The 16,741-nt window shown below is 43.4% G+C and carries 13 protein-coding genes; 8 read left to right on the top strand and 5 right to left on the bottom strand.

Annotated elements, in window-relative coordinates; all coding sequences use genetic code 11:
- Positions 1-124: 124 nt before the first annotated feature.
- From rpoN to HMPREF9009_RS00705, 5 genes are all read left to right on the top strand, one after another.
- On the top strand, positions 125-1,609 hold the full coding sequence (gene rpoN, locus HMPREF9009_RS00725; protein WP_049701192.1) for an RNA polymerase factor sigma-54: 1,485 nt from the start codon (positions 125-127) through the stop codon (positions 1,607-1,609).
- Positions 1,610-1,655: 46 nt separating this feature from the next.
- Positions 1,656-2,327 carry a phosphatase PAP2 family protein gene (locus tag HMPREF9009_RS00720; protein WP_004316578.1) on the top strand — a complete coding sequence of 224 codons (672 nt, stop codon included), beginning with the start codon at positions 1,656-1,658 and terminating at the stop codon, positions 2,325-2,327.
- Positions 2,328-2,356: 29 nt separating this feature from the next.
- Positions 2,357-2,737 carry a glycine cleavage system protein GcvH gene (gene gcvH / locus HMPREF9009_RS00715; protein WP_049701191.1) on the top strand — a complete coding sequence of 127 codons (381 nt, stop codon included), beginning with the start codon at positions 2,357-2,359 and terminating at the stop codon, positions 2,735-2,737.
- A gap of 52 nt (positions 2,738-2,789) precedes the next feature.
- Complete coding sequence (purE, locus tag HMPREF9009_RS00710) at positions 2,790-3,299, top strand: 5-(carboxyamino)imidazole ribonucleotide mutase (RefSeq protein ID WP_004296231.1); 510 nt, start codon at positions 2,790-2,792, stop codon at positions 3,297-3,299.
- 147 nt (positions 3,300-3,446) lie between these two features.
- Positions 3,447-5,291 carry a 4-hydroxy-3-methylbut-2-en-1-yl diphosphate synthase gene (locus HMPREF9009_RS00705; protein ID WP_049701190.1) on the top strand — a complete coding sequence of 615 codons (1,845 nt, stop codon included), beginning with the start codon at positions 3,447-3,449 and terminating at the stop codon, positions 5,289-5,291.
- Between the two features lie 71 nt (positions 5,292-5,362).
- Here HMPREF9009_RS00705 and HMPREF9009_RS00700 read toward each other — a convergent pair whose 3' ends face one another.
- Complete coding sequence (locus HMPREF9009_RS00700) at positions 5,363-6,685, bottom strand: ATP-binding protein (RefSeq protein WP_049701189.1); 1,323 nt, start codon at positions 6,683-6,685, stop codon at positions 5,363-5,365.
- 999 nt (positions 6,686-7,684) lie between these two features.
- Between HMPREF9009_RS00700 and HMPREF9009_RS26295 the strand changes: the two genes are divergently transcribed.
- From HMPREF9009_RS26295 to HMPREF9009_RS00690, 3 genes are all read left to right on the top strand, one after another.
- Positions 7,685-7,816, top strand: a complete 132-nt coding sequence (locus HMPREF9009_RS26295) for a hypothetical protein (RefSeq protein ID WP_008026195.1) — start codon at positions 7,685-7,687, stop codon at positions 7,814-7,816.
- Positions 7,817-7,940: 124 nt separating this feature from the next.
- Positions 7,941-9,887, top strand: a complete 1,947-nt coding sequence (locus HMPREF9009_RS00695; protein WP_049702189.1) for a heavy metal translocating P-type ATPase — start codon at positions 7,941-7,943, stop codon at positions 9,885-9,887.
- A gap of 7 nt (positions 9,888-9,894) precedes the next feature.
- Positions 9,895-10,335 carry a Fur family transcriptional regulator gene (locus HMPREF9009_RS00690; protein WP_004314986.1) on the top strand — a complete coding sequence of 147 codons (441 nt, stop codon included), beginning with the start codon at positions 9,895-9,897 and terminating at the stop codon, positions 10,333-10,335.
- Between the two features lie 71 nt (positions 10,336-10,406).
- Here the strand turns inward: HMPREF9009_RS00690 and HMPREF9009_RS00685 are convergent, their stop codons facing one another.
- From HMPREF9009_RS00685 to HMPREF9009_RS00670, 4 genes are all read right to left on the bottom strand, one after another.
- Entirely contained in the window at positions 10,407-11,408 is a 1,002-nt protein-coding gene (locus tag HMPREF9009_RS00685; RefSeq protein ID WP_008644979.1) for a malate dehydrogenase, read from the bottom strand.
- Positions 11,409-11,623: 215 nt separating this feature from the next.
- Positions 11,624-13,831, bottom strand: coding sequence for a glycoside hydrolase family 2 protein (locus HMPREF9009_RS00680; RefSeq protein ID WP_049701188.1), 2,208 nt, complete (start codon positions 13,829-13,831; stop codon positions 11,624-11,626).
- A gap of 5 nt (positions 13,832-13,836) precedes the next feature.
- On the bottom strand, positions 13,837-15,501 hold the full coding sequence (locus tag HMPREF9009_RS00675) for an arylsulfatase (protein WP_049701187.1): 1,665 nt from the start codon (positions 15,499-15,501) through the stop codon (positions 13,837-13,839).
- Positions 15,502-15,537: 36 nt separating this feature from the next.
- A complete protein-coding gene (locus tag HMPREF9009_RS00670; RefSeq protein ID WP_049701186.1) occupies positions 15,538-16,623 on the bottom strand; it encodes a family 43 glycosylhydrolase in 1,086 nt (361 codons plus the stop codon).
- Positions 16,624-16,741 lie beyond the last annotated feature (118 nt).

The raw sequence follows: 16,741 nt of genomic DNA, 5'->3' as shown, positions 1-16,741 counted from the left end.
TAAGTTCGTGCAACAAAGATAACGAATTTTGTGTTATAGGATTAAAAATTATCTCCCTAATCTGTGTAATCTCTCGTTAAAAAGTTACTTTTGTAGCGAGAAATAGTAGAAAGCAAAAACGAATATGGCACAAGGTTCCCGTCAAATACAATCTCAGGCGCAACAGCAGGTACAAACGCTCTCGCCCCAGCAGATTCTGGTCGTGAAACTGTTGGAGCTTCCCGCAGTAGAGCTGGAAGACCGTATCCATGCTGAACTGCTTGAAAATCCGGCACTTGAAGAAGGTAAAGAAGAAAACACTGCGGATGAGTATGCTGATTCCGACACTACGGAAGATGGCATGGATAGCGATGCCAACGATTATGATTCTTTGAGTGATTATCTGACTGAAGACGATATTCCCGATTATAAATTACAAGAAAACAACCGTTCGAAAGATGAACAGGCGGAGGATATTCCGTTCTCCGATTCCACCTCTTTTTATGAAATCCTGAAAGAACAGCTGCGTGAACGCAACCTGACTGAACATCAGTGTGACCTGGTGGAGTATCTGATCGGTTCATTGGACGATGACGGACTGCTCCGTAAGTCATTGGAGAGCATCTGTGATGAACTGGCGATTTATGCCGGCATCGAATCGACAGAAGAAGAACTGGAAGAAGCACTCTGTATCTTGCAGGATTTTGATCCCGCTGGTATCGGTGCCCGTAGCCTTCAGGAATGTCTGTTGATACAGATTTGCCGGAAAAAGGATGAAGAGAAGAAGCCCAACCCGATACTGGAGCTGGAAGAACGTATCATCAGAGAGTGTTATGAAGAATTCACCCGTAAACACTGGGAGAAGATTATAAAGAAACTGGACATTGATGAAGAGACTTTCCAGGAAGCTCTTAATGAGATAACCAAGCTGAATCCTCGTCCGGGTGCTTCTTTGGGAGAAGCGATCGGCAGGAATCTCCAACAGATAGTTCCCGACTTTATCGTGGAAACGTATGATGACGGAACCATCAATATAAGCCTCAATAACCGTAATGTCCCCGAACTCCGTATGAGTCGCGACTTTACGGAAATGGTGGAAGAGCATACCAAAAACAGGGCTAATCAATCAAAAGAATCCAAAGAAGCGATGATGTTCCTGAAGCAGAAAATGGATGCGGCACAAGGATTTATCGATGCTGTGCGGCAGCGTCAGAATACCCTGATGACTACCATGCAGGCTATCATTGATTTACAACGTCCTTTCTTCTTGGAAGGAGACGAATCACTGTTGAAACCGATGATTTTGAAAGATGTGGCTGAACGTACCGGACTGGACATTTCAACGATCTCCCGCGTGAGCAACAGTAAATATGTGCAGACAAATTACGGTATTTATCCGCTCAAATTCTTTTTCAGTGATGGGTATACCACGGAGGACGGTGAAGAAATGTCTGTCCGTGAGATACGCAAGATTCTGAAAGAGTGTATTGATGGGGAGGACAAGAAGAAACCGCTGACAGATGATGAATTGGCGGACATCTTGAAAGAGAAAGGTTATCCCATTGCTCGTAGAACGGTAGCCAAATACCGTCAGCAGTTGAATATTCCGGTTGCGCGACTTCGAAAATGAGAACGAATATAAAGTATTAAGTATAAAGTATTAAGTATTAGTGCTGATGGACAGAGAGAGAGAACATATCATAGCGGATAAGACAATGTTGCAGGTGGCGAGAGCTACTTCGATGGTCTTTACTCCATTTTCTATTCCGTTTTTATCGTTTCTGGTGTTATTCCTGTTTTCTTATCTTCGTATCATGCCGATACAATATAAGTTGATTGTGTTGGGAATTGTTTACTGCTTTACCATACTGACACCTACCATTACCATTTTCCTGTTTCGTAAAATCAATGGCTTTGCCCGTCAGGAGTTGAGTGAGCGCAAGAAACGTTATGTACCGATTCTGCTGACTATCATCTCGTATGTGTTTTGCCTGTTGATGATGCGCCGGCTGAATATACCTTGGTATATGACAGGTATCATCCTCGTTTCTTTGGTAGTATCTATTATCTGCATTGCAGTGAATTTGAAATGGAAATTGAGTGAACACATGGCAGGAATAGGCGGAGTGATCGGCGGACTGGTTTCTTTCAGTGCTTTGTTCGGTTACAATCCGGTCGGATGGTTATGCCTGTTTATATTGATTGCCGGTATATTAGGTTCTGCACGAATTGTATTGGGACATCACACGTTGGGTGAGGTGCTTTCCGGTTTTGCGGTTGGCTTGATATGTGCCCTTTTGGTACTTCATCCCGTGAGCAACATCTTATTTCGAGTATTTTTATTTTAAAACAGTATAAATCCTAAAAACTAATTATTATGAACTTTCCACAGAATTTGAAGTACACGAACGAACACGAATGGATTCGCGTTGAAGGAGACATTGCATACGTAGGTATCACTGATTATGCTCAAGAACAATTGGGTGATATTGTGTTCGTAGATATACCGACTGTTGGTGAAACGTTGGAAGCCGGTGAGACATTCGGAACCATCGAAGTAGTGAAAACAATTTCCGATCTTTTCCTGCCTGTAGCAGGTGAAGTGATGGAACAAAATGAAGCATTGGAAGAAAATCCGGAACTGGTGAACAAAGACCCTTATGGTGAAGGCTGGCTGATTAAAATGAAACCGGCAGACCTGAAAGCCGTTGAGGACCTGTTGGATGCCGAAGCATACAAAGCTGTGGTAAACGGATAATTCTTACCTCACTTTAAATTGTAAATAGTAAATCGTAAAATAGTAAATCAAAATGACTCCAATTGTAAGTATTATCATGGGTAGCACGTCCGACCTTCCTGTTATGGAGAAGGCTGCGCAACTGCTGAATGATATGCATGTACCGTTCGAAATGAACGCGCTTTCTGCTCACCGCACGCCTGAAGCTGTGGAAGAGTTTGCAAAGAATGCCCGCAACCGTGGCATTAAAGTTATTATCGCCGCTGCCGGAATGGCTGCCGCCCTTCCCGGTGTAATTGCAGCCAACACTACACTGCCGGTGATCGGGGTACCCGTAAAAGGCTCCGTGCTCGATGGTGTAGACGCGCTTTATTCTATCATCCAGATGCCTCCGGGCATTCCTGTGGCAACGGTTGCTATAAACGGAGCGATGAATGCCGCTATCCTTGCCATTCAGATGTTGGCATTGAGTGACGAGAAATTGGCAGAAGCTTTTGCTGCTTACAAAGAAGGACTGAAAAAGAAAATCGTAAAAGCAAACGAAGAACTGAAAGAAGTTAAGTTTGAATATAAAACAAACTAATGTGATTTACGATTTGACAATTTACGATTGACGATTGAAATATCTTCGTAAATCGTATGTTGTCTTTGCGCATTGTCTTTGCATATTGCGCAGAAAGTGTTTTCAGTCATCAAATCATAAATCGTAAATCATAAATCATAAATCAAAATGGTTGATCTATTCAATTATTTTCGAAGAGAAACCACAGAAGTAAATATTGGGGCTGTGCCGTTGGGCGGCCCCAATTCTATTCGTGTCCAGTCGATGACCAATACGTCTACGCAGGACACACAGGCTTGTGTGGAACAGGCGAAACGTATTGTTGATGCAGGTGGCGAGTATGTCCGCCTCACAACGCAGGGTATCAAGGAAGCGGAGAATCTGATGAATATCAATATCGGACTACGCAGTCAGGGATATATGGTTCCATTGGTTGCCGATGTGCATTTCAATCCGAAAGTGGCGGATGTAGCTGCTCAATATGCGGAAAAGGTGCGCATCAATCCGGGAAACTATGTAGATGCTGCGCGTACTTTTAAGAAACTGGAATATACAGACGAGGAGTATGCGCAAGAAATACAGAAAATCCATGACCGGTTTGTCCCGTTCCTGAATATCTGTAAGGAGAATCACACTGCGATCCGGATCGGTGTGAATCATGGCTCTTTGTCCGATCGCATCATGTCACGCTATGGTGATACTCCCGAAGGAATGGTGGAATCCTGTATGGAATTCCTTCGTATCTGTGTAGCGGAGAACTTCACAGATGTGGTGATTTCCATCAAAGCCTCCAATACCGTGGTAATGGTGAAAACCGTTCGTCTGTTGGTGGACGTCATGGAAAAAGAGGGGATGGCTTTCCCATTACACCTCGGAGTGACAGAAGCCGGAGACGGAGAGGACGGGCGTATCAAGTCGGCTCTCGGCATCGGAGCATTGTTGAGCGACGGGTTGGGCGATACCATCCGCGTATCTTTGAGTGAAGCACCCGAAGCTGAAATTCCGGTAGCCCGTAAATTGGTGGATTATGTTCTGTTGAGGCAGGAGCATCCTTATATTCCGGGATTGGAGGCACCTGAATTCAACTATCTGTCTCCTGAACGCCGGAAGACAAAAGCGGTCCGTAATATCGGAGGCGAACATGTGCCCGTAGTCATTGCCGACCGCATGGACGGAAAGACAGAAGTAAATCTGCAATTCACTCCGGACTATATTTATGCCGGAAGAGCCTTGCCCGAACAACGGGAAGAAGGCGTGGAATATATTCTTGATGCGGACGTATGGCAAGGAGAGGCCGGAACCTGGCCTGCTTTCAATCATGCGCAATTACCGTTGATGGGGGAATGTGATGCAGCACTTAAATTCCTGTTTATACCCTATATGGCCCAAACAGATGAAGTGATAGCCTGTTTGAAGTACCACCCGGAAGTGGTAATCATCTCTCAAAGCAACCATCCGAACCGTTTGGGTGAGCACCGTGCATTGGTGCATCAGCTAATGACGGAAGGTTTGCAGAATCCGGTTGTCTTCTTCCAGCATTATGCGGAAGATGATGCGGAGAATTTGCAGATAAAATCCGCAGCCGATATGGGAGCCTTGATCTTTGACGGTCTTTGCGATGGTATCTTCCTGTTCAATCAGGGCAGTTTGAGCCATGCCGTTGTCGACGCCACTGCTTTCGGAATCTTGCAGGCCGGACGTACCCGTACCTCTAAGACAGAATATATATCCTGTCCCGGTTGTGGCCGTACGCTTTACGACTTGGAGAAGACAATTGCCCGTATCAAGGCAGCCACTTCACATTTGAAAGGCTTGAAGATCGGCATTATGGGCTGTATCGTGAATGGTCCCGGCGAGATGGCGGATGCTGACTACGGTTATGTAGGAGCAGGACGAGGCAAAATCAGTCTTTATAAAGGCAAGGTGTGTGTAGAAAAGAATATTCCTGAAGAAGAGGCGGTAGAACGACTCCTGGAGTTTATCCGAACAGATCGGGAAGAAAACCAACAATGATAATTGGGCACGGAATACAGGTGATGGGGACTGATCTCATAGAAAAACTGTCATCCGTGCCTAACTATGTACTACATATCTTCCAATGACAAACACATTGTTTCAATAGTATAACGAGGCAATAGCTTTTTCTTCAAATGTTCAACTTTCTGTTCCAGCAACTCTGGCTTAAAGTTTTTACGTTGGCGTTTTACTTCAGCAACTACTGCTTTGTTTTTTTCAAGACCGAGTGCAACAATATCTATTTCGTTTTGGTTCCCTTTGTTTTCCCACCATGACCCGATGGCACGGAATTGATAACTTTCTGCGAATTTCTGTTTGAAGTAAAGTTCTAATATCTTTCCGCTGTAGGTTGGATAATCAGCTTTTATGATATTACGCAGCCCTACAAAGTTTTTAATTTCTATCAATGAACGGTTACGATCGAAGTAATTGAACCAAAACCTAATAAAATTATCACATATTTCATATCGGACAGTTGTTGAGCTCTCTTTAGCTAAAATGGGACGTTGGCGTATGATAATATTATAATCGTCTATCAGACGTTTCAGGTAGCCACCTGCGCTTTTTTCTCCTAGTGCTGCCTCAATTTCTGCTTGTGTATTTCTGCCTCCGGCAATTGCACTTAAAATAGAAAAGTAGGTTCCGTAATTTTTTCCAAATTCTTCTATCAACAAATTTTTTCCTTCTTCGGTAAAGGGAGAATTATCGCGAGCCATAAAATGGATCATGCTTTCCACGTGAAGCATATGGTTGTCGCAAAAAAGTTCCACGTATTTAGGCACCCCGCCAGTAAAAGTATAAAGTGCTAAAAGATCATCATTCGAATGTGTCGGGGCATATTCATGCATGATTTCTTTTAGAACAGAGAGACTAAAGGCTGACAGCTTGATTATGTTATCAGCTCTTCCGAAGAGTGGCTCTTTGTTGTCTTGGAAAATTTTTTGCATAAGGGAATAGATGGAACCACTGACAATCAAATTCATGTGAGAGGACTTCCGATATTGGTCCCAAATATTTTGCATATCGCTGAATATGGATTCATTAATAGTATAGAATTCCTGAAATTCATCAATAACCAGGTTGAAAGTCCGTTGTGTCGAAAGCTGCATTAGGTATTGGAATAAGTTTCGGAAACTTCGGATTTCTGTCGGAACAAAGATTTGCAGGGCTTGTGCGATAAGTGGGATGAATTCTTCGCACAAGGTTGCTTCATTTTTGCGCCCTATAAATAAGTAGACAGTGGGAGTCTGTTCAACGGCTTTCATAATGAGGCTTGTCTTCCCAATTCTACGGCGACCGGTAACGACTGTCATTCTTGAACTTTCCTCAAATGCCAATTGCTGAATTCGTTTTAGCTCTTTTAGTTCTTCTTCTCTATTATAAAACCTCATAGTCAGTGAATTATATTAGTAACTGTGGTTACTGTAACCACGGTTACAAAGATATTTATTCTTAGGGGAACGGCAAACTTTTTCTTTCTTTTTATAAATTCTTTACCCTTCCCAATTAAAAATTTTATGATCGTTTCTATTGATTTATACCAATTTTATTGTCAAACTGTCAGGGTGATATTCAAGTATATGAATATCAATACTATATCACCTGACAATAGATGCTGATAATAGGCTGACAATAAAATATATCTACTTTTACTGTCAGCCTTATTTTTATCTCTTATGATCCTTTTATGACTTGATAAATAATAGCTTTAGAAGCATGTTCTGAAGTAACGTCGCATTTTAGTAACAGCCTCCCAAAGTGATATCTACCTATATAGTTCCATTAACGTGCCTATGTAGTTGCCCTAGAGTGCCAGTATAGTTCTACTAAAGTACCGCTATCTTTACTTTGTCACGGCCGTGGTAACTTCTTCCCACAGTCGTGACGAGTTCCTACCACGGCTGTGGAAAGATCTCGTCACAGCCGTGGAGAGTTAACAATACTGATGCTTTAATGGAACAATACCTACTTGTTAAGTGAAAGATACCGGCTATATAACATTCATTTAATAGGGGGATTCATTTTAAAAAGCTGCTTTCTATGTGGATGGTATGGTTACTGCAGGCGATGATGTCCTTCAGGTGCTTATAAAATGGAACAGGCTGACAATAAAAGTTCTGATTTTTTATTGTCAGCCTATTGTCATGGCTTATTGTCAGCATGTAAACCGGTGATAATCATTATACTATCGGGAAAAAACTTTGGTTGACAATAAGAATCATCAAATTTATATGTAATCTTCTTCTGTCCTGTCAAAGTTCGTCCTGTAAAGGATAAGTAGCAGTTGACAACTAAAGAAAATAGTAGCTACAGTTGGAAAGAAAAAGAAGTCTTGCTTAATATATTAAGCATGTTTTTGCTATATTTGTGCAATATAAAGAGCATATTTTATGGAAAAACGAATAATAAAGGCAATTATAGCCGAGCGTCAGCAAGAAATTAGTAAGATTCAGCTGGTTGAAAGACCGATATCATTACTTGGGATGAAGAAAGGACAATTTCAGGGAATGAGTTGGATATAGAAGTCGTGCCGGTTTGGAAATGGCTGTTGCGATATTGCTGACATTGAAAGGTGCTAAAACCGATTTATGCAACTTTGTTGCATAAATCATTTGCTACCTTTGCATCAACTAAATGATGAATGTTATGGGACATTGTAGTTGTGGCGCTCACTCATGCGCAGCAGAAAAAAAGGTTGATGTAAAGGTTTCGGTATTCCATGAATATGGGAAAGTGATATTCTCTCTCCTGCTGCTGGCAGGTGGAATAATAATGAATGCTCTCGATTTAGCATTCTTCCGTGAAGGATATGTTTCTTTGATATGGTATATCGTAGCCTATCTTCCGGTAGGGATTCCGGTGATGAAAGAAGCCTGGGAAAGTATCAGGGAAAAAGACTATTTCAGTGAGTTTACTCTAATGGTTATTGCTACTCTGGGGGCTTTCTATATTGGCGAATATCCGGAAGGAGTGGCCGTGATGTTATTTTATACAGTAGGAGAACTGTTTCAGGATAAAGCGGTAGATAAGGCCAAACGTAATATCGGAGCCTTATTGGATGTAAGACCCGAGAAAGCACTGGTACTTAGAGAGGGTAATCTTGTTCTTGAAAGTCCTAAAAAGATAAAAGTCGGTGAAATCATAGAAATAAAGGCAGGTGAGCGAGTACCACTCGATGGAACCATGCAGAATGAGGTTGCCGCTTTTAATACAGCTGCATTAACGGGCGAAAGCGCGCCTCGTAATATTCGGAAAGGGGAGGAAGTGCTTGCCGGAATGATTGTAACCGACAAGGTAATCCGACTTGAAGTGACGAGACCTTTTGACAAGAGCGCACTCGCCCGAATATTGGAACTTGTTCAGAATGCCGCCGAACGTAAAGCTCCGGCAGAATTGTTTATTCGCAAGTTTGCCCGTGTTTACACACCGATTGTTATCATACTGGCCGTATTAATTGTATTGTCTCCATTGGTCTATTCACTTATCAATCCTGCATTTGTATTCACATTTAATGATTGGTTATACAGAGCTTTGGTCTTTTTGGTGATTTCATGTCCATGCGCATTGGTGGTTAGTATTCCATTAGGCTATTTTGGTGGTATCGGAGCGGCATCCCGATTGGGTATTTTATTCAAAGGCGGTAATTATCTGGATGCTATCACCAAAATCAATACGGTGGTATTCGATAAAACAGGAACCCTGACAAAAGGAACCTTTGATGTGCAGGCTTGTAAAAGTGCAGGCGATATTTCGGAAGAAGAATTAGTGAAACTGATTGCTTCGGTAGAAAGTGATAGCACACATCCGATTGCCAAGGCTGTTGTAAACTACGCAAAAGAACAAAACATAGAACGCGTAACCGTTACCGATACGAAAGAATATGCCGGCTTCGGATTGGAAGCAACGGTAGGCGGAATACCGGTTCTGGTTGGTAATTGCCGGTTACTGTCCAAGTTTGATATATCCTTTCCGCAAGAATTGTTGAAGATAACAGATACCATTGTAGTCTGTGCTGTTGGAAACCGTTATGCCGGTTATCTGTTGTTGGCTGATGCCTTGAAAGAAGATGCAAAGGTAGCTATTGACCGCTTAAAAGCTTTAAATATTGAAAACATACAGATATTATCCGGTGATAAACAGAGTATTGTTACTAACTTTGCGGAGAAGCTCGGCATATCGAAAGCCTATGGCGACTTGCTGCCGGAAGGGAAAGTGAAACACCTGGAAGAATTGCGTCAGGATGAGGCAAACCGGATTGCATTTGTCGGCGATGGAATGAATGACGCACCGGTGCTTGCTTTGAGTCATGTCGGTATTGCTATGGGAGGATTGGGCAGTGATGCAGCCATTGAAACAGCCGATGTCGTGATACAGACAGATCAGCCGTCGAAAGTAGCCGAAGCTATCAAAGTAGGAAAGTTGACACGAAGAATCATTTGGCAGAATGTATCACTGGCATTTGGAGTGAAATTGCTTGTATTGATTTTGGGAGCCGGTGGAATCGCTACTCTTTGGGAAGCTGTCTTCGCAGACGTAGGCGTTGCGTTGCTTGCTATTATGAACGCCGTCAGAATACAGAAAATGATAAAATAGGAGAAAGATGGAAGAAGATATTTATTTGGATAAGCTGGTCAGAAGAGACATTAAGCCAACTGCAATAAGGCTCTTGGTGATAAAAGAGATGATGCAGGCAGAGCGTGCAGTGTCATTGCTTGACCTCGAAACATTGCTCGACACAGTTGATAAATCGACCATATCCCGTACCATCGCTCTCTTCTTGTCTCATCACCTCATACATAGCATAGACGATGGAAGCGGCTCGTTGAAGTATGCCGTTTGCGACAACTCTTGCAATTGTGTGGTACAGGATTTACATTCGCATTTTTATTGTGAGAAATGTCATCGTACATTCTGCCTGGAAGGTACCCATATCCCGGTGATTGATTTGCCTGAAGGATTTACTTTGCATAGCATTAATTATGTCCTTAAAGGGATTTGTCAGGAATGTTCTTCCGTGGGAATGACATTGGCAATGAAATAAAAAAGGCCGAAACCCGGAACGATAAAAAGATCGTCAGGTTTCGGCCTTCTGCTTTCGCTAATATTGTTTGATTAGTCAATATTGGGATTCAAAGCATGCCAGTCCTTGATGGCTGGGATGATTCCCATTTCAATCACTTCGTCACGAAGTTTACATAAGTGTTCGTAGCTCTTTTCTAATTCTTCCTGTTCGGCAGGAGTTCCGGCTATTTCTTTATAAGTAACGCCGTCTTTAGTAATTGAAGTTTCCATCGCCATCATGATATGGTCGAATTTGCCATTGGAAACATACGTTCCGGCAGGCCAGCGGAATGGCTGTCCGCCCATAGCAGCAGCAATCATTTCGATAGACAGATAAGCCGGGCTTTGGAAAGAAGAACGGCCGCGCAGGTCGATGATATGTTTTCCACCCTGGATGACACGTACTTTCAGTGCTTCCCATTCCGTCAACGGAAGGCGGGTAGTACCGATGAAATCGGTCAGGGGTTCTCCTTTTATTTTGGTGGTAGATGCAAATACAGCCATTTGTTCTCCATGACCGCCATACGTACGGCAATTCTGAATGTCGGAAGCGGGGATATGGAAGTATTTCACCAGTTCGTTTTGCAGGCGGGTGCTATCCAACGCAGCCAATGTAGAAACTTGTGAAGGTTTCAAACCTGAATACAACAAAGTAATCAAGCCGGTGATGTCTGCAGGATTAAAGATGACAACGATATGTTTTACGTTCGGGCAATATTGACGAACGTCTTTTCCGAATTGAGCGGCAATCTCTGCATTTCCTTTCAACAGATCTTCGCGGGTCATACCTGCCTTACGGGCTGCTCCACCGGAAGAAACAATATAAGAAGCTCCGGTCAGCGCTTCCTTGATATCGGAAGTATAGGTAAGGTTGACACCTTCAAAACCGCAATGATACAGTTCTTCAGCTACTCCTTCCAAAGCTGGTGCGAATGGATCATAGAGACAAATATTCGGAGTGAGTTTCATCATCATGGCTGTTTGTGCCATGTTGGAGCCGATCATTCCGGCAGCTCCCACAATCGTAAGTTTCTCGTTGGTTAGAAATTCCATAATCTTATATGTTTAAAAAGTGAATAATTTACTCTTTCTTTTTGTCGCTACAAAGTTAACATATTAGAAAGCAAATTGTTCATTGCAAATAGTTTTGGGCGATAACGAAAAGTTATAATCGGATTCCTTTTAAAATGGCAAAAAGAGATTGCAGATTTACCTGCAATCTCTTCCTGCCTATTGAAAACAAATAAAACGTGAATTTGAAGTGTACTTTAAAAAGCTCTTAACCCATAATCAAAATCCATTTTGTTAGTTCCTTGTACTTCTATTTTGATTGTATTCTTACCTTTCTTCAATAAGGAAGAATAATCACTTAGGTTGTACTGATTATATTGTTTGGTCATTCGGATGTCTTGGAGGAATACCTCAACACCGTTCAACCATACTTTGCCTGTTCCTGCGGCGCGTAACCACAAAGATAAGTTCTTCAATGGCTGGTTTAAAACGAATTCTGTTTCGGAAACGACCGTTGCTTTCGGCTGGACGGAATAAGGCAACATCACTTGTTTCATCTCGCTGCCATTGACGGATACCTTACGTTGATTTTTAGCTCCGCCTTGTCCGTCGGGTACTAACGTAATGGCTTTGGCAGGTGCTACATTATATAAATCGTTATGTAAGATATGCAGGAGCGAAGTCGGCATTTTCGTAATCTTGCGGTCATACGTCAGCAGGCCGTTCACTTCTCCCTCCACATCTGTTGTCTGTGTGTAAATGGCTGCGCTTAGACCTTGTGCAATGAGTGTTTTTAAATCGTGTATCACTCTGCCGTAATTATCCATTAAAGCCACAGCGCCATCAATATTCTTATATCCCCAATTACGCATTTCCGGATTCCAAAGATGTTCTTTGATGGCCCATCCGTATCCTCCGAATTCTCCTAGAACCGAGATACGGTTACCGTTGTATTCAGGAAGGATCATGGACGAAACCGGATAGTTGTGTACGTCATACATGTGTCCTACACCTCTGTCGGCCCATCCTGTCACACCATCGATAATACGGCTCTTGTCGTAATTCATCACTTTGTTTACAATTTCAGCGGTATTGTGTTGTCCCCATCCTTCATTGAATACTACCCAAGTGGTGATACAGGAATAGAAGCGCAGACGGTCAATCATTTCAAACATCTCTTTTTGCCACTGTGCGGAATGTTCGGCAGGAGCATTCCAGTCATTTGGCGCACCAGCAGCTACATGTTCGGCTTGCTTTCTTTCGGTCGAGAAGCCGGAAACCATATCCTGCCACAGCATCAATCCCAGTGAATCGGCATAGTAATAATATTGTTCCGGTTCCACTTTGATATGTTTGCGGATGGTGTTGAATCCCATTTCTTTCAATTGCACCATGTCCCACAGCATCGCTTCTTCAGACGGAGGAGTGAGTAAACCGTCCGGCCACCAACCTTGATCTAACGTGCCGAACTGGAAGATCGGTTCTCCATTGAGACAGATGCGATTGTAGCCGCATGCATCTTTTTTGATGCTGGTTTCACGAAGAGTAAAATAACTTTTTACGTTATCAGTGGTTTTGCCGTTAACGGATAATTCTACGTTCAAATGATAGATTTTAGGAGAAGCCGGAGACCATAATACAGCATTCGGGATCTCTATCTCCATGTCGGATATACCCTTTTGTGTGATAGTCTTGATAACTTTTCCATCATCCATCACTTCGACTTTGATATTTTCCTGCCCTTTGGCTCCGGCTATATCCAAATGTAGCTTTACCGTCTTTTTATGAATGTCCGCTTCCGGTAATATTTGGCGTATGTGTTGCGGATTAACAGCTTCCAGCCATACCGTCTGCCAGATTTCGGATACCGGAGTGTACCAAATACCTTTCTGATTCAGTTGTTGTTTTCCTCGTGAGATAGATTCTTGATCGGTAGGATCGACCACAGAAAGTTCAACTATCTGATCGCCGCTTTTATTTATGAATTTCGTTATGTCAAACTCAAAAGGGTTGTTTCCTCCTTTGTGCGTGCCTGCCAGTTTATTGTTTACCCATACTTGACATTCATAATCCACTGCCTGAAAATGCAGGATGATATTCTTGCCTTTCCAGTCTTCATCTATGGTGAAATTGTGCTGATACCATAATTTATCAGTAGGAAGAAAAGTGCGTTGTACTCCTGAAAGAGAAGACTCTATGGCAAATGGAACCAGAATTTCTCCCTCATACTCCACTTGTTTCTTTGTTGTGGCCTGGTCTGTCACCGCAAACTTCCATAGCCCGTTCAGGTTCATCCATTGCGAGCGTTGTAACTGCGGGCGTGGGTAGCTTCTCCATACATTTTCCGGCGTCACTTTTTCTGCCCATACAGTTTTGATTTTATCTCCTTTCGGGCTCCATGCAGCAAAAACTGAAGTCTGCAATAAAGCACCCAACATGATTGTCAATACGTGTTTCTTCTTCATTGTTATTACTTGGTTTTGTATTCTTTTAAATCTTTTTTCCGTCCTTGATTGTAGGTATTCCACATTTTGGGGAAATACATGACATCACTCTTGTCCGCCCATTCGAAATAGGCATTTTCCATCTCCTTGACCCGTTCCGGATATTGGGCAGACAGGTCATTTTGTTCGGTGCGGTCTTTGGTTATGTTGTATAGCTCCCATTTATCTTCTTTGAAATAGGCTGATACAAGTTTCCAATCCCCTTTTCTCACCATCCTGTTTCCCTCGTGCTCGGCGTAAATATAGCGTTCTTTCAATTTCTCTCCTTGTAGGATGGGCAGGATAGACGTACCTGCTGTAGGGAGTATTTCTCTTCCCTGATAAGTCCGGGGATATTTCGTTTCTGCCAGTTCGACGCATGTCGGCATGATATCTGAAAATTGGCAGGGTTGATGGTCTATCTTCCCTTTGTTTTTCACCTTGTTTCCCCAGTAGGCAATGCAGGGGGTGGAAATACCTCCTTCGTATGCATAGTGCTTGTATAGGGTGAGTGGGGTGCAACAAGCGTTTGCCCAACCTGTTCCATAATGATGATAGGTGCCGGGAAGTCCCATGCCATCCAGTTCTTCTCCCACGTGTGTGTGATAGGCAAGTCCGCTGTGTCCGTCGAAACCGAATTCATGCCATTCGGCGCATGCGCCATTGTCTGACATGAATAGGATGAATGTGTTATCCAGTTCTCCGTTCTTGTCCAGTTTGTCGACAACACGGCCGATGTTTGTATCCATAATATCCACCATGGCGGCATAGATTGACATTCGTCGGGCTAAGTCCGTTTGTTGTTCTTTCGTCAAAGAATCCCATGCAGGCAGTGGATGTGCTTCGTCCATAAAGAAGCTGCCGGGCACTACACCTCGTGGACTTAATTCCGGTTTCCCCTGCAACAGATTCATTCCGACGATACGTTTCCAACGTTGGTCGCGTATCTTATCCCAGCCTTGCAGATAGGTTTTCATATACTTGTCGATCATCGCTTTAGGAGCGTGCAAGGGAAAGTGGGGTGCATTATAGGCTAAATATAGAAATAGAGGTTTGTCTTCATTGTGTGCCTGGTCGATAAAGTCGACAGCGTAGTCAGTGATTACATTGGTGGCATAGAATTCCCCTTCGGCATATTCGTGCAGAGGGCGGTCTTTGGGTAGGCGTGTATATACTTTGGGATTCCAAAAGGAATTGAATCCGCCTAGTAGTCCGTAGTATTCCTGAAATCCCCGTTGCACGGGATTGACTTTTCCCAGATGCCATTTACCTGCCATGGCGGTAAAGTAGCCGGCTTCTTTCAATACCTCTGCAATTGTCACATTGTCCGAGTTAGAGCGGAATCCGGCATAACCTTTCGCCTCTTTGGCATGGCTGCCCGTCATGTGCCCCAAACCGGTTTGATGGGGATACAATCCGGTCAATAGATTGGCACGCGAGGGACAACTGCGTGCGCTGTTGTACATTTGTGTCATTCGGATTCCCTGTGCGGCCAGATGGTCTAATACCGGAGTTTCTATCTCTCCTCCGAAGCAACCCAAATCGGAGAAACCTAAGTCGTCCGCTAATATCAGGATGATATTGGGTTTTTCTTGTGCGGTAACTGTACTTCCCAGTGCCAGTCCGCCTGCTATCAATGCAAGTTTATTCATGGAGTGTTTGTTGTTAGTTTGAATAGAGAGTTTGTTTTACTGAAAAGATTGCACTTCATCCGGTCCGGGAGTTGCGTAATGCGGATCGATGGCACGGATATATACATCTCCGTCCGGTAGGATTTTTACGTCCAAAGGTACAATGGTCGTCCCTAGTTTGTTGATGGTCTGTGCGTCCTCTCTCAAGTCCCGTTTTTCAATACCGTCCGGATCCAGCGGCGGTCGGTTGCCATTGAAGAAGGCAGTACACCACCATTTGCCGTTTTTGTCCTGAAAAGGAGTGCCATGTCCTAAGAAACGTCCCGCAAAGCGACGCTCGCTGTAAGGACCTGTGACTTTATCGGATGTGCAATAATATAAATTATAGGATCCTTTGCGTCCTTGGTCGGTAGACCATGCCGTACCGAAATGCACGTATTTCTTTCCGATCTTACGCATAGTAGCCCCTTCGTGTCCGATTTTGCGGTTGGACGGATCGATACGCACCGGTTCTCCTGCCAATCCGGCAAAGTCCGGTTTCAGAGGGACAATGAGTGTGTTGCTGAATAGTAGATACCACGTTCCGTCGTCATCTTTAAAGAGAGACGGGTCATGCTTTTTCAGGAATGCTTCCGGGTTGGGGTGCTTCCAGGGACCTTTGATATCTTTTCCGCTACTCAGAGCCAGTCCGCTATGTTTTTGCGGACAATACACAAGTGCCCAGCAGTCACCGGTCCAATGTAGTTCGGGTGCCCACAATGGATTTTTGGTAGCCATTTCTTCTCTTCCTTTGAAAGTGGGTGAATCTTCTGCCAGTGAATAAGGAGCGCCCAAAGATTTCCAATGAGCTAAATCGTCGCTGCACCATACTTGTACCTGATAACCTACGATGCTTGTTTTACCCAATCCCGTGTTGTATTGGTCGTCCTGTTCTCTCGGGTCGCCGGCAACAGGAGTCGTTCCGGTCAGGTAATATTTTCCGTCCGGTCCCAATACGATATAGGGGTCACGAATCCACCCGCCTTTGATATGGAGGGCTTTGTCATGCGACTTCACACCTGCCAATATATCTCCGGCACTTAATTGCGCTTTTGTGGTGACCGACAAAAACAGAAAAAATAGTGGTAAAAATAAGTTTTTCATATAGTGTAATATGTTTAGTGTTACTAATAGATCAGACTTACAGCTCTTATATGCATTTGCAAATAAAGGATTTTATATGGAAATAGATGCGTAATATTTCGTTCAAAAGTCGTTCATA

Origin of the sequence: Bacteroides sp. 3_1_13 (assembly GCF_001185845.1) — a bacterium.
GTDB lineage: Bacteria > Bacteroidota > Bacteroidia > Bacteroidales > Bacteroidaceae > Bacteroides > Bacteroides xylanisolvens.
This window is presented reverse-complemented; position numbering and strand designations above follow the sequence as displayed.